General features: G+C 74.8%; 21 protein-coding genes. 8 read left to right on the top strand and 13 right to left on the bottom strand.

What is annotated here, in order from left to right:
- Positions 1 to 136: 136 nt before the first annotated feature.
- The 4 genes from OH807_RS37220 to OH807_RS37205 form a co-directional block, all read right to left on the bottom strand.
- Entirely contained in the window at positions 137 to 1,417 is a 1,281-nt protein-coding gene (locus tag OH807_RS37220) for an MFS transporter (protein ID WP_406208581.1), read from the bottom strand.
- Between the two features lie 369 nt (positions 1,418 to 1,786).
- Positions 1,787 to 2,686 (bottom strand): class I SAM-dependent methyltransferase, encoded by a 900-nt coding sequence (locus OH807_RS37215; protein WP_406208578.1) that lies wholly within the window; start codon positions 2,684 to 2,686, stop codon positions 1,787 to 1,789.
- 208 nt (positions 2,687 to 2,894) lie between these two features.
- On the bottom strand, positions 2,895 to 3,689 hold the full coding sequence (locus OH807_RS37210) for a spermidine synthase (RefSeq protein WP_406211396.1): 795 nt from the start codon (positions 3,687 to 3,689) through the stop codon (positions 2,895 to 2,897).
- Positions 3,690 to 3,790: 101 nt separating this feature from the next.
- On the bottom strand, positions 3,791 to 4,756 hold the full coding sequence (locus tag OH807_RS37205) for an alpha/beta hydrolase (RefSeq protein ID WP_406208575.1): 966 nt from the start codon (positions 4,754 to 4,756) through the stop codon (positions 3,791 to 3,793).
- 369 nt (positions 4,757 to 5,125) lie between these two features.
- Between OH807_RS37205 and OH807_RS37200 the strand changes: the two genes are divergently transcribed.
- Positions 5,126 to 6,547: a selenium-binding protein SBP56-related protein gene (locus tag OH807_RS37200; RefSeq protein WP_406208572.1), complete on the top strand. Its 1,422-nt coding sequence runs from the start codon at positions 5,126 to 5,128 to the stop codon at positions 6,545 to 6,547.
- 113 nt (positions 6,548 to 6,660) lie between these two features.
- On the opposite strand, the gene OH807_RS37195 is transcribed toward OH807_RS37200, so the two are convergent.
- On the bottom strand, positions 6,661 to 7,959 hold the full coding sequence (locus OH807_RS37195) for an alpha/beta hydrolase family protein (RefSeq protein WP_406208569.1): 1,299 nt from the start codon (positions 7,957 to 7,959) through the stop codon (positions 6,661 to 6,663).
- Between the two features lie 326 nt (positions 7,960 to 8,285).
- On the opposite strand from OH807_RS37195, the gene OH807_RS37190 reads away from it, so the two are divergent.
- Positions 8,286 to 8,819, top strand: coding sequence for a hypothetical protein (locus tag OH807_RS37190; protein ID WP_406208567.1), 534 nt, complete (start codon positions 8,286 to 8,288; stop codon positions 8,817 to 8,819).
- 82 nt (positions 8,820 to 8,901) lie between these two features.
- Here the strand turns inward: OH807_RS37190 and OH807_RS37185 are convergent, their stop codons facing one another.
- Positions 8,902 to 10,194, bottom strand: a complete 1,293-nt coding sequence (locus OH807_RS37185; RefSeq protein ID WP_406208564.1) for a globin domain-containing protein — start codon at positions 10,192 to 10,194, stop codon at positions 8,902 to 8,904.
- A gap of 165 nt (positions 10,195 to 10,359) precedes the next feature.
- Positions 10,360 to 11,343, bottom strand: coding sequence for a helix-turn-helix domain-containing protein (locus OH807_RS37180; RefSeq protein WP_406208561.1), 984 nt, complete (start codon positions 11,341 to 11,343; stop codon positions 10,360 to 10,362).
- Between the two features lie 114 nt (positions 11,344 to 11,457).
- On the opposite strand from OH807_RS37180, the gene OH807_RS37175 reads away from it, so the two are divergent.
- Positions 11,458 to 12,636: an NAD(P)-dependent alcohol dehydrogenase gene (locus OH807_RS37175; protein ID WP_406208558.1), complete on the top strand. Its 1,179-nt coding sequence runs from the start codon at positions 11,458 to 11,460 to the stop codon at positions 12,634 to 12,636.
- Between the two features lie 257 nt (positions 12,637 to 12,893).
- Here the strand turns inward: OH807_RS37175 and OH807_RS37170 are convergent, their stop codons facing one another.
- The 3 genes from OH807_RS37170 to OH807_RS37160 all read right to left on the bottom strand — a co-directional run bounded on the left by OH807_RS37170 (position 12,894) and on the right by OH807_RS37160 (position 15,011).
- A complete protein-coding gene (locus OH807_RS37170; RefSeq protein WP_406208555.1) occupies positions 12,894 to 13,445 on the bottom strand; it encodes a DUF6114 domain-containing protein in 552 nt (183 codons plus the stop codon).
- 2 nt (positions 13,446 to 13,447) lie between these two features.
- Positions 13,448 to 14,095 (bottom strand): DUF6230 family protein, encoded by a 648-nt coding sequence (locus OH807_RS37165; RefSeq protein ID WP_406208552.1) that lies wholly within the window; start codon positions 14,093 to 14,095, stop codon positions 13,448 to 13,450.
- Positions 14,096 to 14,228: 133 nt separating this feature from the next.
- Complete coding sequence (locus tag OH807_RS37160) at positions 14,229 to 15,011, bottom strand: TetR/AcrR family transcriptional regulator (RefSeq protein WP_406208549.1); 783 nt, start codon at positions 15,009 to 15,011, stop codon at positions 14,229 to 14,231.
- A gap of 354 nt (positions 15,012 to 15,365) precedes the next feature.
- Here OH807_RS37160 and OH807_RS37155 point away from each other — a divergent pair, with 354 nt between their 5' ends.
- The 3 genes from OH807_RS37155 (at position 15,366) to OH807_RS37145 (ending at position 18,633) form a co-directional block, all read left to right on the top strand.
- The gene (locus OH807_RS37155; protein ID WP_406208547.1) at positions 15,366 to 16,034 is read left to right on the top strand and encodes a Tat pathway signal sequence domain protein; all 669 of its coding nucleotides are present in this window, start codon (positions 15,366 to 15,368) and stop codon (positions 16,032 to 16,034) included.
- Positions 16,035 to 16,255: 221 nt separating this feature from the next.
- Positions 16,256 to 17,128 carry an AAA family ATPase gene (locus OH807_RS37150; RefSeq protein ID WP_406208545.1) on the top strand — a complete coding sequence of 291 codons (873 nt, stop codon included), beginning with the start codon at positions 16,256 to 16,258 and terminating at the stop codon, positions 17,126 to 17,128.
- Positions 17,125 to 18,633: a VWA domain-containing protein gene (locus OH807_RS37145; protein ID WP_406208542.1), complete on the top strand. Its 1,509-nt coding sequence runs from the start codon at positions 17,125 to 17,127 to the stop codon at positions 18,631 to 18,633. Before OH807_RS37150 ends, OH807_RS37145 begins: the two co-directional genes overlap by 4 nt.
- Before the next feature lie 64 nt (positions 18,634 to 18,697).
- Here the strand turns inward: OH807_RS37145 and OH807_RS37140 are convergent, their stop codons facing one another.
- Positions 18,698 to 19,702: an alpha/beta fold hydrolase gene (locus tag OH807_RS37140; RefSeq protein WP_406208539.1), complete on the bottom strand. Its 1,005-nt coding sequence runs from the start codon at positions 19,700 to 19,702 to the stop codon at positions 18,698 to 18,700.
- Positions 19,703 to 19,938: 236 nt separating this feature from the next.
- Complete coding sequence (locus OH807_RS37135; protein WP_406208536.1) at positions 19,939 to 20,796, bottom strand: siderophore-interacting protein; 858 nt, start codon at positions 20,794 to 20,796, stop codon at positions 19,939 to 19,941.
- A gap of 92 nt (positions 20,797 to 20,888) precedes the next feature.
- On the opposite strand from OH807_RS37135, the gene OH807_RS37130 reads away from it, so the two are divergent.
- A complete protein-coding gene (locus OH807_RS37130; protein WP_406208533.1) occupies positions 20,889 to 21,698 on the top strand; it encodes a TetR/AcrR family transcriptional regulator in 810 nt (269 codons plus the stop codon).
- Between the two features lie 427 nt (positions 21,699 to 22,125).
- The gene (locus OH807_RS37125; RefSeq protein WP_406208531.1) at positions 22,126 to 22,608 is read left to right on the top strand and encodes a hypothetical protein; all 483 of its coding nucleotides are present in this window, start codon (positions 22,126 to 22,128) and stop codon (positions 22,606 to 22,608) included.
- Between the two features lie 139 nt (positions 22,609 to 22,747).
- Here the strand turns inward: OH807_RS37125 and OH807_RS37120 are convergent, their stop codons facing one another.
- The gene (locus tag OH807_RS37120; protein WP_406208528.1) at positions 22,748 to 24,058 is read right to left on the bottom strand and encodes an MFS transporter; all 1,311 of its coding nucleotides are present in this window, start codon (positions 24,056 to 24,058) and stop codon (positions 22,748 to 22,750) included.
- Positions 24,059 to 24,195: the final 137 nt, after the last annotated feature.

The following is a 24,195-nucleotide window of genomic DNA, read 5'->3' as shown; positions in this document are numbered from 1 at the left end:
CGAGCTACGGCGGGCGGGAGCGGCGGCGCTGCCGACGGGCCGGGGTGCACCGGCCGTGGGCGTGCCGCGGGAAGCGGAGCAGGGAGCGGGGAGCAGGGGGCACGGAGTGGTGCAGGGGCGGAGCAGGCGGCGTCGGCTAACTCTCCGTCGGTACGGGGACCGCGGCCGGCGCGCGCCGCCGGCGGGCACCGATCCCCACCATCACCAGGAACCCGGCGGCCAGCGCGATCGGTACGGCGTGCGAGAAGCCGACCACCGTGAGCGGGCTGAACCGCTCCATCAGCCCCGCGCTGAGCAGCATGCCGACGCCCATGCCGAGGCTCTCGGCACTGGCCACCAGCCCGAACGCCTGGCCTCGCCGGTCGTCGTCGACCGCCTGGATCCGGGTGGTGTAGGAGATCTCGGTGAACCCGTCCGCCAGCCCGGCGCCGAGCGCGACGACGAGGAAGAGGGGGGTCGGCAGCCCGGTGAAGGCGAGGATGAAGCAGGCCGACATCAGCGCGGTACCCACCGCGAAGGCCCGTTCGCCCGGCTCCCGGCCGCGTTTGACCAACAGTCGGGAGACGAGCTGGTGGGCGCCCAGGCTGCCGACCGCCCAGGTGGCCCAGAACAGGCCCAGCACCGCGGCCGGGTTGTCCGGCGACGTCCGGGTCGCGAACACCGGCAGGCCGATGTTGTGCGCGGCCGAGCCGAAGGCGTCGACCAGTCGGATGGCGACCATCGCGCCGATCACCGGCAGGGCGCGCAGCAGCACCAGCCCGGCGAGGCGCCCGCTCGGCTCCGCGGCCGCCTTCCCCGGCCCGGCGTCGCGCGCGGCCCGGGTGCGCAGCGGCAGCCGCAGCACGACCGTGCCGAACACGACGAAGCTGGCCGCATCGGTGAGCAGCGCGGCATGGAAGCCGGCCCAGGCCACCAGCACCCCGGCGGAGGCGAACCCGAGCACCATCGCCGTCGAACGACCGGTCACCAGCACGCCGTTGGCGCGGGCCCTGTGGTCCGGGCCGACCATCTCGGGCACGCTGCTGCGCAGTGCGACGGCGCTGAACGTGCCGGCCGCGCCGAAGAGCAGGGCCAGCGGGTAGAGCACCGGGATCCGCGCGTGGTCGGGGACGAGCGCGAGCGCCACCAGGCCGGTGGCCTGGGTGAAGGCGCAGCCGACCATCAGCAGGCGGCGGTCGAGGCGGTCGACGACGCGCCCGGCGAGCATGCCGGCGCCGAAGCCGCCGAGCAGACGCAGCGTCAGATACCCGGCCGTGCCGAGGGCGCTGCCCGCGGCCTCGTACGCGAAGAGGCTGAGCGCCACCATGTTGAGCTGGCTGCCGTAGCTGGAGACGGCGTCCCCGACGGCAAGCCAGTAGAACGGCCTGGGCAGGCCGCTCGTGGCGGCACCCCGGCTCGGAACGGTGTGATCCCCCACGACGGCTCCATTGCCATGTGACATTTCATCTGGATCCTAGGGCGGCGCCGTCGGCGGGATCAAGGGTTTGATCGCCCACGGCGCTAAGACCATACGACAGTACGCCGTCAATCTGGACCGGAACGTTCACTTCCGGCCACCCCGGCGGCGGGGCTGGCCCGATCGCACGGGAACGCCGCCCCGGCCGCCGTCGCCGGGCGGTTCGCGGGCCTACGGCGGCCCCACGGTGGCGCGCAGCTCGGTGACGCAGCTCGGTGGCGCGCAGCTCGGTGGCACGCCCGTCGGGGCACGCCCGTCGGGGCGCGGCCGTCGGGGCGCGGCCGTCGCAGCGCCACCGCCCTGCGGCGGCCCACCCGGTCGTCCCACCGCCTACGACAGCTGGGGCCGCTCGGCAAACTCCAGGACGGTGACGGACGGGCGGCGGGTGGCCAGCGGCGGGACGGTGAGCGCGAGCGGCAGCAGTGCGCCGAGCACGCCGCGGCCGCCGGTCGGCCGGACGTCCCGGACCGCGGCCACCGCCGGGCTCGCCGTGCTCAGCTTGGCCCGCTCGCCCGCGTCCATCCCCCACGGCATCGGGGGCGCCACGTAGTCGTGACTGCGCATCCTGCCGCTCACCGTGAGCCGGCCGAACCAGCGCGGTACGGCGTCCAGCACCAGCGAGCCGCCAGGGAACCGCTCGGCGCAGCCCGCGATCAGGGCCTTCACCTGGGCCGGCCGGAGATACATCAGCAGGCCCTGGGCGGTGACCAGCACCCCGCGGCTGCTGTCCACCTCCGCGGCCCAGCCCAGGTCGGTGGCGTCGGCCGCGAGGTAGCGCTGGCGCGGGCCGGGCGGCAGCAGGCGCTCGCGCAGCGCCACCGCCTCGGGCAGGTCCACGGTGAGCCAGCGGGCCCGGCCGTTGTCGACCCGCCAGTACTGGGTCTCCAGACCCTCGCCCAGACAGACCACGGTGCCGCGCGGCTCCCGGAGCAGGAAGTCCGCCACCTCGCGGTCGAAGCAGGCCGTCCGCAGCGCCTGGAGCTGGGCCTGGGTGCCGTTGGTGCCGAACCGCTCGGCGAACGGGTAGTCGATCCGGTCGACCAGCTCGACGGCCTTGGGATCGTTCAGCACCGTGTCCGGCCGCCGCGCCTCCACCGCCCGGTGCCAGAGCGTCCACAGCGCCGTCTCCGGCACCTCCCCGAGTTCCGGCCGCGCGATCGGTCCCGCCGGCCCGGCCGGTTCGGCCCGCTCCGTCCGTTCGGCCTGCTCCGGTCGGTCCCCGCTGCTCATCCCGCGCTCCCTCGCACCGCTGTCCGGCATGGATCCGCCGATTCTGACACCCCCGGGCGCGCGGAACCGGCGCGCGACACCGCGGCACGCCGGGGAAACACGCCCGCGCACGGTGCGGTGGACGCCCCCGGCTCCGGCCCGCACGCACGGCCGCACGCGCGCACGCCCGCGCACCCGCGCACCCGCGCACCCGCACGAGGAGGGCCGCTCAGCCGACGCTGAACGCGCCGTCCGGGGGCGGCGGGCTGTCCGTCGCCCCGGCGTCCGTCACCGGGGGCGTGCGGCCGCGGAAGGACGCGAGGTCGGCGCCGTCCATGAGCCGGGCCGGGAAGATGTCGGCGGCCAGCCGGCGCGCGAGGTCCGCCGCCGGGAGCGGGGCGGCCGAGCCGACCAGCAGGATGTTGCCGTAGCGGCGCCCCCGCAGCACGGGCGCCTCCGCGATCAGCAAGGTCTCCGGGAAGACCGCCCGCAGGGTGGCCGCCTGCGCGCGGGCGAAGGAGAGCGGCGGGCCGTCGGCGAGGTTGGCGGCGTAGCAGCCGCCGGGGCGCAGGGCGGCCGCGGCAAGCCGGAGGAACTCCACCGAGGTGAGGTGGGCGGGGGTGCGCGAGCCGTGGAAGACGTCGGCGACGACGAGGTCCAGCGAGCCCGCCGGGGCGGCCGCCAGGGCGTCCCGGGCGTCGCCGACCGTTGCCGTGATGTCCGCGCCGGGCCCCTGCCAGGGCAGGTGCTCCTCGACCAGCGCGAGCAGCGGGCCGTCGACCTCGGCCACCCGCTGCCGCGAGCCCGGGCGGGTGGCCGCCAGGTAGCGGGGGACGGTGAGGGCGCCGCCACCGAGGTGGAGGGCGTCGAGCGGCTGCCCGGCGGGCGCGAGCGCGTCGACGAGGTGGCCGATCCGCTGGGTGTACTCGAACTCCAGGTGGGTGGGGTCGCCCAGGTCCACGTAGGACTGCGGGGTGTCGTCCAGGGTGAGCAGCCAGCCGCCGTCGTGGTCGATGTCCGGCATCAGCCTGGCCAGCCCGAGGTCGGTCCGCCGGGCGACCGGGACGGGTTCCGCGGCGTCCGGTCCGGGCGCCGCGGTGCCGGAGCTCCCGGCGGTGTCTCCGGTCACTCCGCGCGCTCCGGCGCCGGCAGGTAGGCGTCGAGCCAGCGGTCCAGGCCGGTGAAGACCTCGGCACGCGCCGCCGGGCCGGAGAGCACGAGGTCGTGCATGCCGTCCTTGATCCGGACGATGGTGACGTGCCGGCCGAGGCGCGGCCCGACGGCGGCGATGTCGTCGGCGCGCAGCACCGCGTCCGCGTGGTGCAGGGCGGCCTGCCACTTGGTGGTGGAGACCGAGGCGGTGGAGGCCATCAGCAGGACCGGGACGTCGATGCCGAGCCCGCGCCGGGCCTGCCGCTGCCCGCGCTGGATCGCGGCGAGCCAGCCCGCGTACAGCGGGAAGCCCTCGGCGGGCTTCAGCCGGAGGTCGAAGTCCCACTCGCCGCGGTGGTCGCGGTGCAGGCTGTGCACGTAGTGCGGGTTGAGCGTGGAGGGGAGCTTGCGGGTGGTGGCGAAGCGGCCGAGGGCGTCCACGGCGGGTGCGCCGAGGGCGCGGACGGCCGGGGCGGCGGGGAGGGAGAGGAACGGGCTGTTGAGGAAGAGCCCGTCGACGACGCCCCGCCCGGCCCGGCGGCCGGCCCAGAGCGCCGTCACCAGGCCACCGGTGGAGTGGCCGTTCACCAGCAGCTGCCGGTGCCCGTCCTCCTCGCGGATCACCCGGACCGCAGCGTCCAGCTCCTCGTCGTAGGCGGCGAGGTCGCGGACGAAGTTCGGCGAGTGGTGGGGGCGCAGCGAACGGCCGTACTTGCGCAGGTCGAGGGCGTAGAAGGAGTAGCCGCGCTCGACGAAGTGATCGGCGAGGTGGGTCTGGAAGAAGTAGTCGACGTAGCCGTGGACGTACAGCACCGCGCGCTCGCTGCCGGGGACGAGCCGTCGGACCAGGGTGGCGCTGACGTCGCCCTCCTCGTCCGGGGCGAGCGGCAGCTCGGCCGACTCGTAGGGGGCGCCCAGAATGTCTTCCCGGAACTCCATGTCCGCCGTACCCGTTTCTCTGCTCCGGCCCGCTCGGGCCTGTTCCGACCTGCTTCGGTCCTGCTCCGGTGCCGCTGCGGTCCTGCTCCGGTCCTGCTCCGGTGCCGCTGCGGTCCTGCTCCGGTCCTGCTCCGGTGCCGCTGCGGCCGTCCGTTCCGGCCCGGCGCGGGTCGCGGGCCGTCGTGGCCGCTGCCCGTCCGCCCGGGAGCACCGACGATACCGGCCGGTAGCCCGGTGTGCGGCACCGCCGTCCCCGCGCCGCCCGTGCCTCTCCGCCCCCTGTGCGCCTGCTGTGCGCCCGCGGTCCTGTGGAACGCTACCCGGGCCAGAGCCACTCCCCCTGTCAACGAAGAGAGTTGAGGAGTCAGCATGCCGCACGGGCACCATCCGCAGGCCGGCCACAGCGACCCGTCCCTGTACCGAACGCCGGCCGAGGCGATCGCCGCTCCCCCGGAGCGGCTGGCCTACGTGGCCGGGTTCGACCGGTCGGCGCAGCGGCCGGACGCACTGATCACCGTCGACACCGATCCGGCGTCGCCGAGCTACGGGCGGGTGCTCAACTTCTCCGAGCTGCCGGGGCTGGGTGACGAGCTGCACCACTTCGGCTGGAACGCCTGCTCCAGCGCCCTGGCCCACGCGTGCCACGAGAGCCCGGAGCGGCGTTACCTGCTGCTGCCGGGGCTGCGGTCGTCACGGCTGCACGTGATGGACACCCGGCCGGACCCGGTCCGGCCGCGGCTGGTGAAGACGGTGCCGGCCGAGGAGCTGGCGGCCAGAGCGGGCTACTCCCGACCGCACACGCTGCACTGCGGGCCGGACGGCGTCTTCCTGTCCTGCCTCGGCGGCGCGGGCGGCGCGGACGGGCCGGGCGGGGTGGCGCTGCTCGACCACACCACCTTCGACGTGCTGCGCGCCTGGGAGACGGAGCGCGGGCCGCAGCACTTCGCGTACGACGTCTGGTGGCACCTGGGGACCAACGTCGGGGTGACCAGCGAGTGGGGCACACCGTGGATGGTCGAGGACGGGGTGGTGCCGGAGCTGCTGCTGGGCCGCAAGTACGGGCACGCGCTGCACTTCTGGGAGCTGGACTCGGGCCGCCACCTCCAGCGGATCGACCTCGGGGACCAGTACCAGATGGTGCTGGAGCTGCGGCCCGCACACGATCCGCAGGCCGAGTGGGGCTTCGCGGGCGTGGTCGCCAACGTGGAGGACCTCTCCGCCTCGGTCTGGCTCTGGTACCGGGACGGCCCGGCGTTCACCGCGCGCAAGGTGATCGAGATACCGGCCGAGCCGGCGAAGCAGGAGGACCTGCCGCCGGCCCTCCAGCCGTTCGGGGCGGTGCCGCCGCTGGTGACGGACATCAACCTGTCGGTGGACGACCGCTGGCTGTACGTCTCCGCCTGGGGCACCGGCGAGCTGTTCCAGTTCGACGTGTCGGACCCGTTCCACCCGCGACAGACCGGTTCGGTGCGGCTGGGCGGGGTGGCCGCGCGGACGCCGCACCCGGCCGAACCGCACCGCCCGCTGAGCGGCGCGCCGCAGATGGTCGAGATCAGCCGGGACGGGCGGCGGCTGTACCTGACCAATTCGCTGTACGGCTCCTGGGACGACCAGTTCTACCCGGACGGCATCGAGCCGTGGATCATCAAGCTGGACGCCGACACCGGGGCGGGCGGGCTCTCCGTCGACCCGCGCTTCTACCCGCACGGGGCGGAGTTCCGCGGGCTGCGGGTGCACCAGACGCACCTGGCGGGCGGCGACGCCTCCTCGGACTCCTACTGCTACCGCTAGGTCCTCGGACCGAGGGCTCGGGACACTGACGGGCGGCGGGCGGCCGCACCCCCGGTGGCGGCCGCCCGCCGGCGCGTACCGGGCGTGGGCGGCCGCCCGCCGGCGTACCGGGCCTACGGGTGGTACACGACCTCCGGGAAGGCCTTCGACGGTCCGTCGAGCAGGTTGCCGCAGGGCCGGTTGCGCAGGTGGAGGTCGAAGAAGGCACGCGGGTAGGCCTGCTGGATGCGGACACCGCGATCGGGGTCGAGGGTGCCGACCTGGGCCTGGATCTCCTCCAGGGGCATGCCGAGCAGCTTGCCCGCCTGCGGGATCAGCGTCATGTTGTCGCCGTACGAGGAGTGCACGGCGCCGGTGGCCTGGACGTCGAGGCGCCAGCCGCGCAGGTGGCCCCAGAAGGTCTCGACGTACGGGCTGGCGGCCCGGGTGTAGGCGGCGGTCATCAGCATGAACGGCCGGTCGATGTCGGTGGTGATGGCGGGGTTCGACTCCATCCGGCCGTCCAGGGTGAGGCCGGCGCGGATGCGCGGGTCGGCGACCATGGCGAGGGCGGCGGCGGTGCCGCCCTTGGACCAGCCGGAGACGCCGATGTTCCGCGCGTCCAGGCCGCCGAGCAGGCCGGCCGGCAGGGCGCGACCGTCGACGTCGGGGTTGCGTCCGTTGGCGAGGTCGACGACGCGCTCGACCAGGAAGAGCAGGTCGGCCGCGTAGTCCTTCGGGACCATCCCCGGGGCGACGGCGTCCCGGACGACCACCGTCCCGTCCGGGAACTCGGTGATGCCGTCGTGGGTGTGGTCGACGGTGACGACGGCGAAGCCGTGGCTGGCCAACTCCTGGACCATGATGGTGTGGTCGCCGCGGTGACCGCCCGCACCGTGCGAGTAGAGCACCACGGGCAGCGGCCGGCCGGCCCGGTGGACGGGCGCACCCTGGTGGCCGGCGGTCAGCGGGACGAGGGAGGGGTCGAGCGGGAATCCGGTGTCGTCGAGGAAGGCGCGCAGCGCGCCCGCCGTCATCCAGGGGGCGAGCGGGTGCGCGTCGGCGTTCGCGGCCCTGGCCGGGTACCAGACGGTGGCCATCAGCTCACGGAACTTCCCGGGCCTGGCGTTCGGGTCGAGCCGGGACTCGTCGCGCAGGTGCAGCGGCACCATGCCCACCGGGAAGGGCCCGGTGGGAGCCGGCAGGGTGAGCCGCGCGGGGGTGCCGGTGCCGCCGGAGGCAGTCCCGGAGGGGACGGTGCCCGCGGAGACGGGAGCGGCCGAGGCGGTGCGGGCAAGACCCAGCGGCGCGACGACGCCCAGGGTGAGGGCGGCACCCAGCATGCGGCGGCGGGTCGGTCCGGTACGGTGTGCGGTCGCGGTGTCCTGCGGCGCGGTGTCCTGCGGCGTGCTGTCCATCGGCGTGGTGTCCATGCCCGGAACGCTGTCACGCGGTGCAGGTGGGCCGCATCAACCCACTGATTGACTCTCCGTCACGCCGCATCGGCCCACAGGGTTACATCCCCGGGCTGATGCGGAACGGGTGCGGGCCGGACCGGGGCGGCCGTCGGCACACACGGCACGGCGCGGCAGGGACACGGCGGGGACATGGCAGATTTCCGGTCATGTTGGCCGGGGTTCAGGCCGTCCTCCGTCCTCCGACGCCCGCGGACACTAGGGTGCGACGCGTCCCCGCAGTCACACCCTCCTCCCCGCCGCCCGAACGCGCCGGGGTGGACTACCGATCGGACCGATGCGTCATGACCACGATCCTCCGTCAGCAAGGAAGCCGTTCCCGGACGGCCGCCCTCCTCGGCCGGCTCGCCCGGGCGGCCGCCACGGTGACGCTGTTCGCCGCAGCGCTCACCGGCACGGCCGCCGGCGCGGCCACCGCCGCCCCGGCAGCGGCCACCGCGTCCGCGTCCGCACCCGCGGCACCGGCCGCCGCAGCTGCGGCTTCGGTGGGCGGATGGACCTGTCCGGGCGTGGCCGTCCCGCCGGGCTACGTCATCACGATGTTCGACATCCGCGGCTGCAACGGCTACGGCGCCTGGTTCCAGCAGCCGGTGCGGGACGGCATATGGACGTGCAGCGGCTCGCCGATCGTGTCCGGCTACGTCCTGACGAACTACGACCCCCAGGGGTGCAGCGGCGTCGGCGCCTGGTTCCACCAGCTGGTCCGCAACGGCATCTGGACCTGCCCGTACTCGCCGATCCCGGCCGGCTACCGCAGCACCACGTACGACGCCCGCGGCTGCAGCGGGCTCGGCGCCTGGCTCACCATCAAGGCCTGACCGGGCGCACCCGGCCCGGCTGCCGCACCCAACGCGGCAGCCGGGCCGTGCCGTCACCGCCCGGCCCGGACGGGCGCCGGCGTCAGCGCCGGGCCACCGGATCGTGGTGGACGCGGGCCGGCGGCATCCCGGCGGCGACCAGCCGGGCGCGGACGTCGTCCACCAGGCCGGCCGGGCCGCTGACGCAGGCCAGGTGCTCGGTCCAGTCACCGCTGTGACCGACCCGCTCGGCCAGCTGCCGCCCGGCGACCGGCGTCAGCTCCAACCACGGCTTTCGGCCGCCGAGTTCGGTGACGGCCTGCCAGTCGTAGAGGTCGGCCCGGTCACGAGCGCCGACGAACAGGTGCACCCGGCGGCCGCGCCGGGGGTGCACCGCCAGCTGCTCGACGATCGCCTTCATCGGGGCCAGTCCGGTGCCGCCGGCCACCAGCAGCAGGTCACGGGTGTCGTCCTCCGGCATCAGCGCACCGCGCGGCGGGCCGAGCCGCAGCCGGTCGCCGACGGCGGTGTGCTCCACCAGGGCCGCGCTGACGCCGCGCGGGCCGGTCCGCCGGACGTGGAACTCCACCTCGTTGTCCGGGCGGGGCGCGCAGCCCATCGAGTACTGCCGCCAGGTGTGCGGCAGCATCGGGTGTTCCACGGTGCCGTACTGGCCCGCCCGGTAGGGGTAGGGCTCGCCGGTGCGCAGCCGCAGCACCGCGAGGTCGGGGCGCCGGCGCTCGTGGCAGACCACCACGGCGTGCCAGTACGGGGGTTCGGTGAGCGCGGACTCGGCGCCCGCCACCATGGCCGCGACCGCGAACCGGAGCATCCGGACCCACGCCTCCTCCGGCCCGGCCGTCCACCCCGCGCCGGCCCGGTGCCGGATCGCCTCGCGGAGCGCCTCCTCGAAGGCCTCGTAGTGCACCGGCCGGACGCCCAGCTTGCGGTGGTCCCGGCCGAGCCGGCCCAGCGTGGCGGCCAGCTCGCCGGGCCGGTCCAGATGCTCGACCAGGTACGTGAACATCCGCTCCAGATGGGCCTGTTGGAACTCCATCGAGGCCGGGAAGAGCGCGCGCAGACAGGGCCGGCGCCGGAACATCACCGCGTACAGGTGCTCGATCAGCCCGGCGAACGGGGTGACCAGACCGAGGGTGCGCAGGATCAGCTGCTGGTCGGCGGCGCCGCCCCCGGGACCGCCGGGGTAGGACGCACCACCGTCGGGCCCGTCGCCCCCCGCCACCGGGGCGGCCGACCCGACCGGGGCACCCGGGTGGTCCACCGGGGCGGCCGGGCCCGTGAAGGCCGGCGCCGGGCTGAGGATCTGCCGGCGCAGCCGCATGGCATGGTGGCGCGCGATCAGGCGGTCGTACTCGGTCGTGGTGCTGGTCTCCATGACCGATCAGCCTAATCATCCCTCAGATACCGTTCGTACAGGCCCGGTTCACCTCACCGGCCGGTTCCGGGCAGGGCGGGGCCCGGACGGCGGCAGGTCCATTGAACGGCCCGGCAGGAGGGCGGGAGAAGGGCCGGCGGTCCCGGCCCGACCAGGACTTCCGGCCTAACGCGGCGGTTCCGAAGAGGACTCCCGGCCCGTCGGCCCGGCCCCGGCAGCACCGGCCGCCCGGTCGACGGGCGCCCGGTCGACGGCCCCGGTCTCGGCCCCGGCCGGGCCCGCGGGCTCCCCGCGGCCGGCCACCGGGGCGGTCGCGGCCCAACTGGCCAGCAGCCGCAGCGACTCGGCCGAGGTCGTGCCGGGTTCGGCATGGTAGGTGACCAGCACCAGCCCCGGCTCGCCGGCCGGGCGCAGCGTCTCGTACCGCAACGTCAGCCGGCCGACCACCGGGTGGTGCAGCTCCTTGCTGCCGTGGCCCTTGTCCCGGATGTCGTGGGCTGCCCAGAGCCGGCGGAAGTCGCCGCTCTTGAGCGAGAGTTCGCCGATCAGCGAGGCCAGCCGGGGGTCGTCGGGGTCGCGCCCGGCGTCCAGCCGCAGGATGCCGACGACGTCCGCGGCCTTGCCCTCCCAGTCGTCGTACAGCTCGCGCGCGGCCGGGTCGAGGAAGACGTGCCAGGCCATGTTGCACTGCTCGGCGGGCATGGCGGAGAAGTCGCCCAGCAGGGCGTTGCCCAGCCGGTTCCAGCCGACAATGTCCAGCCGGCGGCCGAGCACGTACGCGGGCACGCTCTCCATCGCGTCCAGCAGTTGCTGGAGCGCGGGCCGGATCTGCTGGCGGCGGCCGGCCGCGGGGCGCCCCGTCCGGCGGCGGGCGGGCTTGGTGATCCGCTGGAGGTGCTCCCGCTCGGCCGTGGTGAGCCGCAGCGCGCGAGCGATCGAGTCCAGCACGGCGGTGGAGACGGACTCGCCGTGCCCCTGTTCGAGCCGGATGTAGTACGCGGTGCTCACCCCGGCCAGCTGCGCCAGCTCCTCCCGGCGCAGGCCCGGCACCCGGCGGCGGGTCCCGTGGTCGGGCAGGCCGACGTCCTCGGGCCGCAGCCTGGCCCGCCGCGACCGGAGGAATTCGCTGAGTTCGGTGCGCTGGTCCATGCCGCCAGTATGAGGGTGAGTCTGCCGGTCGTACGTTGGGCGTGCGTACGACGGGGCTGCGTACGACAGGTGCTGATCTGGTTACCGCGGGCGAGCCGCCGCAGGCTGGAGCACATGACGAACACGACGACCAGCACGACGACGACCACGACGCGGTCGGCCGCCCCGGTGAACGCCACCGGCAGCACGAACTCCACCCCGACCACCACCCCGACCACCACCCCGGCTTCCGGCGCCGGCGCGGACCCGCGGACCGTGGCCGCGTACGCCGCCCCCGCCCCGAAGGCGCCGCTGGCGAGGACCACGGTCCCGCGCCGGGCGCTCGGCGCGCACGACATCCTGATCGACGTCCGCTTCGCGGGCATCTGCCACTCCGACATCCACCAGGTCGCCGAGGACTGGGGCGACGGCATCTTCCCGATGGTGCCCGGCCACGAGATCGCCGGCGTCGTTGCCGAGGTCGGCCCCGGTGTGACCCGCTGGGCGGTCGGCGACCGGGTCGGGGTCGGCTGCTTCGTCGACTCCTGCCGGGAGTGCGACCACTGCCGGGCCGGGCTGCAGCAGTTCTGCACCGGCGCCACGGGCCCGGTGTTCACCTACAACGGCGTCGGCCGCGACGGCGAGCCGACGTACGGCGGCTACTCCTCGCAGCTGGTGGTGGACGAGGGCTACGCGCTGCGCATCCCGGACGCGCTGGCGCTGGACGTCGCCGCGCCGCTGCTCTGCGCCGGGATCACGATGTACTCGCCGCTCAACCACTGGGGTGCGGGCCCGGGCAAGAAGGTCGCGATCGTCGGCCTCGGCGGGCTCGGGCACATGGGCGTGCAGATCGCGCACGCCCAGGGCGCGGAGGTCACCGTGCTCAGCCAGTCGCTGCGCAAGCGCGAGGACGGCCTCCGGCTCGGTGCGGACGCCTACCACGCCACCTCCGACCCGGCCACCTTCACCGACCTGGCCGGCAGCTTCGACCTGATCGTCAACACCGTCTCGGCCGACCTCGACCTCAGCGCCTATCTCGGCCTGCTGAAGGCCGACGGCACGCTCGTCCAGGTCGGCGCGCCGGAGAAGCCGGTCACGGTGAACGCGCACGCGCTGCTGGTGGGCCGCAAGTCGCTCGCCGGCTCGATGATCGGTGGGCTGCCGGAGACCCAGGAGATGCTGGACTTCTGCGCGGCGCACGGGATCGGTGCCGAGATCGAGCTGATCGACGCCGACCGCATCAACGAGGCGTACAGCCGCGTCCTGGCCGGCGACGTCCGGTTCCGGTTCGTCATCGACGCCTCGACGATCTGACCGGGCGGCTCCACCGGGAGCCGCACCCGAGCACCCGGAGCCGCGCCCCGAGTACCAGGTCGGGCCCTCCTCCCCCGTCGATCCGGGGGAGGAGGGCCCGGCCCTCGTCGTACCGGTCCTGACCCCGGGCCCGGTTCCGGGCCTCGGCTCCGGCGGCCTTCCCCTCGCTCACTTCGGCAGGAGGACGGCCACGGCGCCCCGCCCCCGGTGCTCTCCCATCACCGGGGGCGGGGCGCCGCGTCATGCCCGGGCCCGGCTCATGCTCCGGCCGGTCCGGGTGCTTCGCCCCGGGCCGCGCGGCGCAGCCGGCGCCGTCGCAGGGGCTGGTCCGGCAGCCACCCGAAGGTGAGGCAGGCCCCCAGTACTCCGAGGATCATGCCGAACAGGAAGCCGCCCAGGTTGGAGGTGAGCCAGCTGGCCAGTGCGGCCAGCACCGCGAGCACGGAGTAGAAGAGCCGTTGAGCGGGGTTGAACAGGATCAGCACGCCGCAGATCACCATCACCGCCGGTACCAGGTAGCCGGCCAGCCCCTGCATCCCGATGTGCAGGACGACGGGCAGCGGGGCCCGCAGCGTGAAGAGGATCTCGGCGCCGCCCAGCAGCACCAGCAGGCCGCCCCAGAACGGCCGCCGCCCCCGCCAGCCGCGCCAACCGGGGGCGGCCGGGGCCGCGGTCGCCGCCGCGGTGCCGTCGGCCGCGGGTCCGTCGGCGCCGGGAACGGCGCCGGGAGCGGGATCGTCGACGCCGGGAACGCTTTCAGGGCCGGCGCCGGTGCCGGTACCGGCCGGGTCGGGAACGGAGCCGGCCACCGTCAGCAGCCCTCCGAGCTGAAGCTCAGCCGGAGGTTGGGCAGTTTGAACGCCCCTGCGGTGGTGGCGTAGTTGTGCTGCCGCAGGTTCTTGATGGTGACGGTGTCGGCCTGCTGTCCGAACACGCCCGGCAGGCCCTTCACGCCCGCCTTGGTGTAGGTGCTGGCGTCGCCGCCGATCTCGATGTTCTTGAACGACGCGTCGCCGGAGAGCAGGTCGGAGTCGGTGGTCAGGTCGGTCGCGGTGACCGGGGTGCCGGCGTCGCCCGCCCTGATCAGCAGGTTGATGCCGCCGAGGTCGACGCTCTGGCAGAGCTTGGTCAGCTCGGCCTGCTTGATCGCCGAGACGGCGACCAGCACCTGGCCACCCGTGTCACCCTCGTTCGGGCTGCCCTCGATCATGTGGTCCAGGCTGCCGAACTGCTCGAAGCCGACGCCGTCGAGGTTGTCGGCGGTGACGGTGAACGGCATCCCGGAGATGGCGAACTGGGCGGCGAGCACGCCCTGTGCGGTGAGGGTGATCAGGACGGCGCCGACGGCGACGGCGGGTACGGCCATCAGCGCGGTGCGCCGGAGCCGGACGCGGCCTCTCGTCCCGAGGGGTGCGGTGGTGCTCTCGTTTGCGGGGGCGGCGTCCTCGGACGTGGCCATGTGTGCTCCCTGGGTGGTGGGCGGGCAGGCACTGGCACGTTGTCCTGGCGCGGACAGCGTTCTGCGGCCCGACCGGTGGGCCGCCCCGTGGCAGCGGGGCGGGCCGGACGGACCGCAGTCGGTAACTGGGAAGCTACTGCCCGGTATCCTGCGGGTCAATACGGGTGCACGAAGGATCATCACCGATGGGCCGGCGCACCGGCGCACCCGACCCGGGGACGGCCGCGAGCCGTCTCCCCGCCTCGGCGGGCCCGAGGAACGGCGCCAGGCAGAAGAGGCTCAACACGGGCAGCAGATCAGGGAGTTCCTCCGTACGGCCGGCGTCGACCACCCGGTGGATCGAGCGGTGGACGCCGCCGACCACCGCGTCCACCAGCGCCTCCACCGCGACCCCGCCGGGAGGCTCGGGCACCTCGGCGAAGAACACCCTGAAACGGTCGAGGAGTTGGGAGATCTCGCGACGCCCGTCCGGACCGACCGACTCGATCTCGATCACCGCCATGGTGGCGAACGCCGGTACCCCGGCGAGCAGTTCGAGCAGAGCGCGGAGCGCCTCACGGATGCCGGTGCACCAGTCCGGTGCCGCCGCGAAGGCCGCCGCCATCCGCCGGATGACCACCCCGGTGCCGTACCGGTGAGCGGCCAGGAAGGCGTCCTCCTTGCCGCTGAACAGCTCGTAGAAGACCGGTCTGGTGACGCCGGCCGCGCGGCAGATGTCGCTCACCGTGGCGTGCTGGTAGCCGTGTTGGGCCACGGTGTGGACGAGGCCGTCGAGCAGCCGCTCGCGCTGGGTGGCGGCGACCACGGCGGGCGGCAACCGGCTCGGGCCGCGCTTGATCGAGCGGGCCGGATCACGGCCGGTCCGCGCACCCGGCAGCAGCGGCGCCTCGGCACCCTGGACGGCATCCGACTTCATCGCCAACTCCTGTGCTCGGTATTGACATTGACGCAAGGTCTGGTTTACAACACTCGCAGGTTTCCAATCGGACGGCGATCTGCCGCCGGAGGCCTTCCCGCGTTCCGACGCTCAGTATGGCGAACGCATGCCACGGTGGCAGCCGTCGACGTGCACCCCACGCACTCCCTGCACCTCCTCGCCGTACGGGCGGGCCCGTGGCGCCGGGCCCGCCGCACCACCGGACGCACCTTCCCCCACATCGCACCGCCGACGCGCACCACGGCGCGTCACCCTGCACCGTCCCGCCGCGCGTACCTCCGCGCGAGCCCCGCGGGCTCCCCCACCCAACTCCGCACGGAGAGAGGCACCCTCATGCGCATCCGCCGCTCCCTCGGCGCCGCGGCCCTGGCCGCCGTCGCCCTGGTCACCGCCGCCGGCACCCCCGCCCAGGCGGCCGGGCCGGCCGTCCTCACCTACGGCAGCACCGGCGGCACCGCCGTCGCCGTCGGCGACGTCCTGGCCGCCAACCTGGCGCCCGGCAACTACGCCACCTTCTACTCCACCGCGAGCGGGACGAGCGGCATCAAGTGTGCCGTCTCCTCGTTCTCCGCCACCGTCACCAGCAACCCGGCGGCGCCCGGCGTGGCCACCGAGCAGCTCAACAGCCACACCTTCGGCTCGTGCACCGCCAACGTCATCGGCGTCATCTCGGTGCAGAGCATCACGGTCAACAACCTGCCGTACACCAACGCGGTGAGCGACGCCGCCGGCAACCCCGTCACCCTCAGCCCGACGGCCGGGCCGCTGCAGACCACGGTGGTGCTGAACACCATCCTCGGCGCCACCACCTGCGTCTACCGGGCACCCGGCAGCATCGCCGGCACCACCAACAACGTCGGCCAGACCATCGGCTTCTCGGCCCAGCCGTTCAGCAAGGTCTCCGGCCCGAGCACCTGCTTCGCGACCGGCTGGTTCTCGGCCACGTACGGGCCGGTCAGCGACAGTTCGGTCGCCGGCAGCCCGCACGTCTACATCAACTGACGCCCGGCACCGCGGAGCGGTCCGGCACACGGAAGTGAGCGGCGTGCGGCAACCGGGTGGTTGCCGCACGCCGCTCACGTGGCACGCCCACCGGCCGCCCGCGGCGCACCCGGCCCCGTACCGGCCCCGTACCCGGGACAGCGAAGTGACCGGCCGGTAAGGTGCGGAGCGCAACGCACCGGGCAGGGCAGCGCAGGGCGGCGGAACAGGGAGTGGAACGCATGGGTGGCGACGGCACCGGATTCTTCGCGTCGGCGGCGGACGCCGCCGCCGGACTGGCCGAGGCCGGCTACCTGGCCTCCACCGCGGTGGCCACCACCGTCTTCCTCTCCGACCGGCTGGGCAAGCCGCTGCTCGTCGAGGGCCCGGCCGGCGTCGGCAAGACCGAACTGGCCAAGGCGCTGGCCGAGATCGGCCGGGCCCGGCTGGTCAGGCTGCAGTGCTACGAGGGCATCGACGAGGCCCGCGCGCTCTACGAGTGGAACCACGCCAAGCAGTTGCTGCGCATCACCGCGGGCCGGGACGAGGGCTGGGACGAGGCCCGCACCGACATCTTCGGCGAGGAGTTCCTGCTCACCCGGCCGCTGCTGACCGCCATCCGCGGCGACGAGCCGACCGTGCTGCTGATCGACGAGATGGACAAGGCCGACGTCGAGGTGGAGGCGCTGCTGCTGGAGGTGCTCAGCGACTTCCAGGTCACCGTGCCGGAGCTGGGCTCCATCACCGCGACCAGGCGGCCCTTCGTCCTGCTCACCTCCAATGCCACCCGGGACCTCTCGGAGGCGCTGCGCCGCCGCTGCCTCTTCCTCCACCTCGACTACCCGGACGCCGAGTTGGAGCGCCGCATCGTCCGGCTGAAGGTCCCCGGGCTGGACGCCGCGCTGGCCGAGTCGGTGGTGCGGGTGGTCGGCGCGCTGCGGGCGATGGAGCTGCGCAAGGCCCCGTCGGTGGCCGAGACCATCGACTGGGCCCGCACCCTGCTCGCCCTCGGCGCGGACACCCTGGACGAGGCCGTGGTCCGCGACACCCTCGGGGTGGTCCTCAAGCACCAGGACGACATCCTGAAGGCTGCCCAGAAGCTGACCCCGGCATGACCGTGCCGATCCCCGCTCCCGCGCCCGTCCCGGGAGTGCCGGCCGCCGCCCCGGAACCGCGCGACACCGCCGCCCGGATCACCGGCCTGGTCCGGGCCCTGCGCGGCCACGGCCTGCGGATCGGCCCGGCGGAGACGGTGGACGCCGCCGCCGTCACCGAGGTCCTCGGCCTCGCCGACCGGGAGCAGCTACGGGCCGGTCTCGCCGCCGCACTGCTCCGCTCCGAGGCGCAGCGCGCGGTCTACGACGCCGCCTTCGACCTGTACTTCCCGCTCGGTGTCGGCGCGCCCGAGGCGGCCCGGAGCGGCCTCGCCGCGGAGGGCCCGGACGCCGGCAACTCGGGCGTGCCTCAGGGGAGTCCGCGCGAGCGCCCGGACGAGCTGCTGCGGGAGAGCCTGCGCGAGCGCCTCGCCGCCGCGCTGGCCGCCGACGACCGGGCTGCGCAGACCCGGCTGGCCGGCGAGGCGGTGGCCGCGTTCGGGCGGTACGGCGCCGGCTCCAGCCCCGGCTCGGACGGCTGGTCCGCCCACCAGACGCTCGGCCGGCTCGCACCCGAGACGCTGCTGGCCCGCGTGCTGGCGGCGCTGCGCGAGGGGCCGGCCCCCGATGCCCCGGGCGACGTCGCCGGCCCGCTGCTCGCCGACGAGATCCGCCGCCGCATCCAGGGCTTCCGCGCCCTGGTGGGTACCGAGGCGCGCCGCCGCGCCGCCGAGCTGCGCGGGACGGAGCGGATCGCCGAGCGCGCCGTCGCCCCCACCGTCGACCGGATCGACTTCCTCGCGGCGGGCCGCGACCAGCTGGCCGAACTGCGCCGCACCGTGCAGCCGTTGGCCCGGAAGCTGGCCACCCGGCTGGCCGCCCGGCGACGGCGGGCGGCCCGCGGGCAGATCGACCTGCGCCGCACCCTGCGCCGTTCGCTCTCCACCGGCGGCGTGCCGCTGCGCCCGGCGTACCGGCTGCGCCGACCGGCCCGGCCGGAGATCGTGCTGCTCTGCGACATCTCCGGTTCGGTGGCGGGCTTCGCCGACTTCACCATGCTGCTGGTGCAGGCGATGAGCGACCAGTTCAGCAAGGTGCGGGTGTTCGCCTTCGTCAACCGCACCGCCGAGGTGACGGCACTGCTGGCCGCGAGCGGCCGCAGCTCCGACCCCGCCGTGCTCGCCCGGCGGATCCTCACCGAGGCCAAGGTGATGGGCCACCACGGCAACAGCGACTACGGCTCCGCCCTGGGCGAGTTCGCCGAGCACCACCTGGCCGCGGTCGGCCCGCGGACCAGCGTGCTGGTGCTCGGCGACGCCCGCAACAACCACCGCGACCCGAACGTGCCCGCGCTGCGTCTGATCGCGGAGCGGGCCCGCCGGGTGCACTGGCTCAACCCCGAGCAGCCGGCCCTCTGGGGCACCGGTGACTCGGCCGCGCTCGCCTACGCGGAGGCGGTGGAGATGCACTCCTGCCGCAACGCCCGCCGGCTCACCGAGCTGATCGCCCGACTGGTGCCGGTCTGACGGACAGTCACACACCGGCCGAGGCGTCCGACGGTCCGTCATGTGATCGTCGGCAGAGTGTGGTTCACCCGTCCAGGTGCCGGAGGAAATCCAGCAGTGCCGCACTGACCTCGGCCGGCCGCTCCTGCTGCGTCCAGTGCCCGGCGCCGGGCAGGCTGACGTGCCGGTGGAGAGCGGGCGTGAGGTTCTCCAGCAGGAGGCGCAGCGCCTCGGGGCCGATCAGGGACGTCACCATGTCGCGGTCGCCCGCCACGTAGAGCGCCGGGACCTCGATCCGCCGCCCGGCGAAGGCGGTGAGCAGTTCGTTGTTGCGGTCGATGTTCCGGTACCAGTTGAGCGGGCCGGTGAAGGCGCGCTCACCGTGCTCCGCGTAGTCCGCGGCGAAGGCCTCGATGTCGTCCTCGGTGAGCCAGTCGGGCAGCTTCTCCGGTTCGGGGACGGTGTCCAGCAGGGTCCGCCCCTCCGGGACGACCCAGACTCCCCCGCGGTCGGCGCCGGAGCGGTCGCCGGCGCCGCTGTACAGGACGCGACGGAAGGTGGCGGCCGGATCCCGGGCGAGCTCGGCGTCGGCGACGCCGGGCCGCTGGAAGTAGATCTGGTAGAAGCCGTCGCCGAAGCGCTCGCGGGCCTGCGCGAGCGGCGGCAGCCCGGAGACCGGCAGCGGCGGCACACTCAGCCCGGCCACGCCGCGCACCAGGTCGGGCCGGAGCGCGGCGGTCGACCAGGCGACGGGCGCCCCCCAGTCGTGGCCGACCACCACCGCGGGCCCCCCGCCGAGCGCACCGATCAGCGCGGTGACGTCCCCGACGAGGTGGAGCAGCGTGTAGGCGTCGACGGCGGCCGGCTGCTCGCTGCGGGCGTAGCCGCGCTGGTCGGGGGCGACCACCCGGTACCCGGCCGCGGCGAGCGGGGCGAACTGGTGCCGCCAGGAGTACCAGCTCTCCGGGAAGCCGTGCAGCAGCAGGACCAACGGGCCCTCGCCCTGTTCCGCGAGGTGCAGCCGGATGCCGTTCACCTCGATGTCGCGATGCCCGATCGCGCCGTACCTGCTGTCGGTGCGCCTGGTCATGTCGCCCACCCCTGCTCCTCCGGCTCTCAGGCCCTCAGGTCCTCAGGCCCTCAGGTCCTCATGGACTGCGACCGGGCCGCCTCCGGGCCGTCACCGGCCGGTGCCGGCCCGGTCGTTCGTCCTCCACCCTGCCCACCGCGCCGGCTCCGGAACCCCCGGCCGGCCCCGGAACCGCGGCCGGCCGCCGCGCGGCTCCCCAGGCACGGGCGCGGGCCGGCCGTCGTGGCGCCCCGGGCTCAGCCGCCCGCCCCGGCCGCCTTCTCCCGGGCGTCCGCCAGGTCCTCCGCCGTGGGCGCGTCGTCCTGGGTGAGCCGGTGGCGCCAGTAGCCGGCGAAGTCCACCGCCTCCTTGGCCAGCCCGCGTTCGCCGACCAGGTGCCGGCGCAGCGCCCGGACCGCCGACGCCTCGCCGGCCAGCCAGGCGAACGGCGTGCCGCCGGGAAGTGCGGCGGCACGGACGGCCTCGGTGAGCGGCCCGCCCGGGACGGCGCCGTCGCGGTGCAGCCAGTGCTCGGTGAGGTCGGCGCGGGTGTCGAGGCGCTGCCGCTCGCCCTCCCCCGCCACTTCGAGGAAGGCGACCACCGTGGTGCCGGCGGGCAGCGCCTCCAGCAGCGTGCCGACCGCGGGCAGCGCCGTCTCGTCGCCGGCCAGCAGCACCCAGTCCGCCTCGGCGACGGCGGCGGTGAGCGGCACCGGCCGGGCGTACAGCTCGGACGGGCCGACCATGCCGAGCCGGTCCCCGGACCGGGCCCGCGCCGCCCAGGCGCTCGCCGGGCCGGCGTCGCCGTGCAGCACGAAGTCGATCTCCAGCACCCGGGTACCGGCCCGCCGCCGGCGGAGGGTGAAGCTGCGCATCCACGGCCGTTCGGCCTCGGGGACGGCCAGGTAGGCCTGGTACCAGCTCATCACGTCGTCGCGCTGCTCCGGCAGGACGGGCTCCCGCCGGCCCGGCCGGGGGAAGCAGAGCTTGACCTGCTGGTCGGGGGTTCCGCCGACACTGTGGTCGAGCGCGTCGGCCTCGAAGGTGATCCGGGCCATCCGCGGGGTGACCCGCTCGACCCCGATGACCTGGACGGATGTGACGGGCAGCTGCACGGTGGGCACCTCCGGTACCGGATCCACTGATAACCTTACGCCATAAAGAGTTACCTCGGGCTGGTTACTTTACGCCATAAGGAGTTGCCGTCGTGACCGTCTTCGCCGGACAGGGGGACGCCCGTCGTTCGCTGTCCCTGCTCTGGGCCGCCCCCGGCCACCCCCGCCCCGGGCGCAGCGGCCCCAAGCCGGCACTGAGCGTCGAGGCCATCGTGACCGCGGGCCTCGCGGTGGCCGACGCCGAGGGCATGGCCGCACTCTCCATGCGGGCGGTCGGCGAGCAGCTCGGCCGCACCGCGATGGCGCTCTACACCTACGTCCCGGGCAAGGCCGAGCTGCTCGACCTCATGCACGACCGGGTGCTCGGCGAACTGCCCACCTCCTACGACCTCACCGCCGGCTGGCGGCCCGCCGCCACCGCATGGGCCGAGGACGCGTTCGCCTGCTACCTGCGCCACCCGTGGGTGCTCCAGATCTCGCAGGCCCGGCCGGTGCTCGGCCCCGCCGAACTCGGCGCGATGGAGACTCTGCTCCGCATCCTCACGGGCGCCGGGCTCGCCCCCCGTCTCCTGCGGGGCGTGGTCGCCGCCCTCTGGCAGCTCGTCCGCGGTATGGCCCGGACGGCCGCCGAGGCCCGCGACGCGGCGGCCGCCACCGGCATCTCCGACGCCGAGTGGTGGCAGGCCCGCTCGGCCGGACTCGCCGAGTTGGCACCGGACTTCGCGGACCGGTTCCCCCTCCTGACGGCCCTGGAGAGCGACCCCGCCGGGCCGGCCGACCCCTACGACGACACCACCGGCCACCTGGAGCAGCAGACCGCGGAGGCCTTCCGGACCGGCCTCGCCGTCCTCCTCGACGGCGTCGAGGCGGCCGTCGCACACCGCCGACCGGACCGCACCTGATCCGCCCGGCCGCACACCGCCCCGCACACCGCCCCGCACATCGCCCCGCACACCGTGCCCGAACGGACCGGCGGAGCCGAACGACGCATGCAGAGCCGGGCGTTCATCAGGGCACCCGGATCCAGCAGCGGAGAGGAGCAATCCGGAGGAAGAATCGCAGACCGGGCAGCGGCATCATGACAGCACGGACTCGCGCTCTATTAACGGATCGTCAATCTTGAATGGTTCAAGTGTATTTGGCCCGTGTGCGAGGGCTCCGCCGGCATCGATTGACAGGCGATCAACGTGCTGATGATGTTGCTGCCGAGGGCCCGGCGCCGTGAATACCGGAAGGCCGTGCGGTCGGACCGCGTCCGGCCGGGGCCCGCGCACCGCCCGCCGTCCGGCCGGCGGACGGATCTGTGGTCGAGGGGCCCGAGTGTTGAGCATGAAGAACCTCTGGAGGCACGCGGCTTCGGCTGCGGCGATTGCTTCGATGGCCATGGGGACGGTCGTCGGACTGTCCGGCCCGGCCAGTGCCGCCACCGATTGGATCCAGGGTGCCGGCTACCTGGAGAACACGGTGTGCGACAAGCCGAACGTCACGAACGAGCGCCTCGCCGACATGGGAGGACAGCCGCCCTTCTCGGACCAGGGCATCTTCCTCTGCGGCGGCGGATTCAACACGATAGTGCCGATGGTGAGGATCAACGGCGTGCTGCACGTCTTCGCCATCGGAACGGACCGTGCCGTCTGGGTGAAGTACGACGGTGCGTGGCACACGCTCGACGCAATCGTCGGCACCGGCTTCGTCGCGTACACCTACAGCAATGAGAACGGCTCCCTGACCCTGAAGATCACCGGCACGGACGGTCACACCTGGTACCGGACGCGCAACAGCGGCGGCGGCTGGACCAACTGGTCCCGCTAGAAACGGTCCGGCCGATCATGTGACCACTGCTTGGCCTGCTCGTTCCTCCGGTACGGGACGGGGAGAACGCGGCGGCCCGTCGGACGTCCGCCTCCGGACGCCGGGTCCGCTGTCCGGGCCCGGCGTCCGGAGGCGGCGTTCAGCGCAGGCCGACCGCCTCGGCGGCGCCCGGCCTGCGCAGGCCCGCGTGGAGCAGTCCGGCCAGGCCCGAGAGCAGCGCCGGTGCCGCCCCCAGCGCCAGGCACAGGGCCGGCGGCACACTGCCGACCAGCAGGCCGACGCTCGCGGTGCCGCCGGCGGAGCCCGCGTTGAAGGCGGTGTTCACCCAGGCGCCCGCCCTGGTCCGGGCACCGGGCGCGGCACCTTCGTCGGCCAGCAGGTAGGCGGTGGTGATCAGGGGTGAGACGAAGAGTCCGGCGACGGCGACGGCAGCGGCGAGCACCGGCACGTCGGGCGCGAGGCCGGCCGCGACCAGGGCCGTGCCGAGCCCGGTGGCCAGCACCCGCAGCCGGGCCGCGTGCGGGGCGGACCACCGGAGCGCGCCGTAACCGAGGCCGCCGACCGCGCTGCCCGCCGAGAGCGCCGCCAGCACCCAGGCCACCGCGCCGGCCTGCCCGCGCTGCTCCGCGAAGGCGGCCACCGTCAGGTCCAGCGCACCGAGCGCCAGTCCGGTGGCTGTCGAGGCCAGCACCGCCCGGCGCAGCTCTCCCTCGACGGATCGCCGCTCCGGGCGCCCGCCGTCCGCGCTCTGCGTCCCCGGTACCTCGCCGCCGGCCTCGTTCCCGGCTTCCGCCCCGGCTCCCGGGCCGGGACCGGCCGCCGGCCCGGCGAGCGCCCGGACCGGCGGCGCGGCGGCCAGTGCGAGCGCGCCCGCGAGCACCAGCACGGCGCCCGCCACGAGTGCGGCCGCCGGGCCCGCCGGTCCGCCCAGCCCGGCGGGCCGGGCGGCCGCGAGCAGCAGGCCGACGAGCAACGGGCCGCTGACGAAGAGCAGTTCCTCGGCGACGGTGTCCAGGCTGTACGCCCGGCGGAGCAGCTCCCGGTCCGGCAGCAGCCGGCGCCAGAGCGTCCGCATGACCGGCCCGAGCGGGGGTGTGCCCGCCCCGGCGGCCACGGCCAGCGCACCGATCACCGGTGGCGGCGTGCCCGGGCGCCAGGTGACGCAGGCCGTCAGGACGAGCAGGCCCGCGTACCCCGCGGCCAGCGGCGGCAGCACGCGCCGGGGCCCGTGGCGGTCGACCAGCGCGGCCCGGGCCGGCGCGAGGAGGACGCTGGCCAGGCCGAACAGCGCCAGTACCGTCCCGGCCGCCGGGTAGGAGCCGGTGGCGTCCCGGACGGCGAGCAACAGGGCGAGCGGGACCATCCCGTAGGAGAGCCGGCCGAGCAGCGCGGCGGCGAAGGTGCGGCCGGCGTGCGGGGTGCGCAGGACAGCACGGTAGGAGGGGGTCATCGGAACGTTCCTCGGTGAGTGCGGGCACAGCCGTGCCCGGAGAGCGTGCGGGGACACCGGTGGGCCGCGCCCGGCGAGCGGGGCGCGGTCGTGGCGGGTCTGCTACGCACGGGGGAGGAACATGCCCGGCACGGTAG

Origin of the sequence: Kitasatospora sp. NBC_01560 (assembly GCF_045208415.1) — a bacterium.
Lineage (GTDB): Bacteria > Actinomycetota > Actinomycetes > Streptomycetales > Streptomycetaceae > Kitasatospora.
This window is presented reverse-complemented; position numbering and strand designations above follow the sequence as displayed.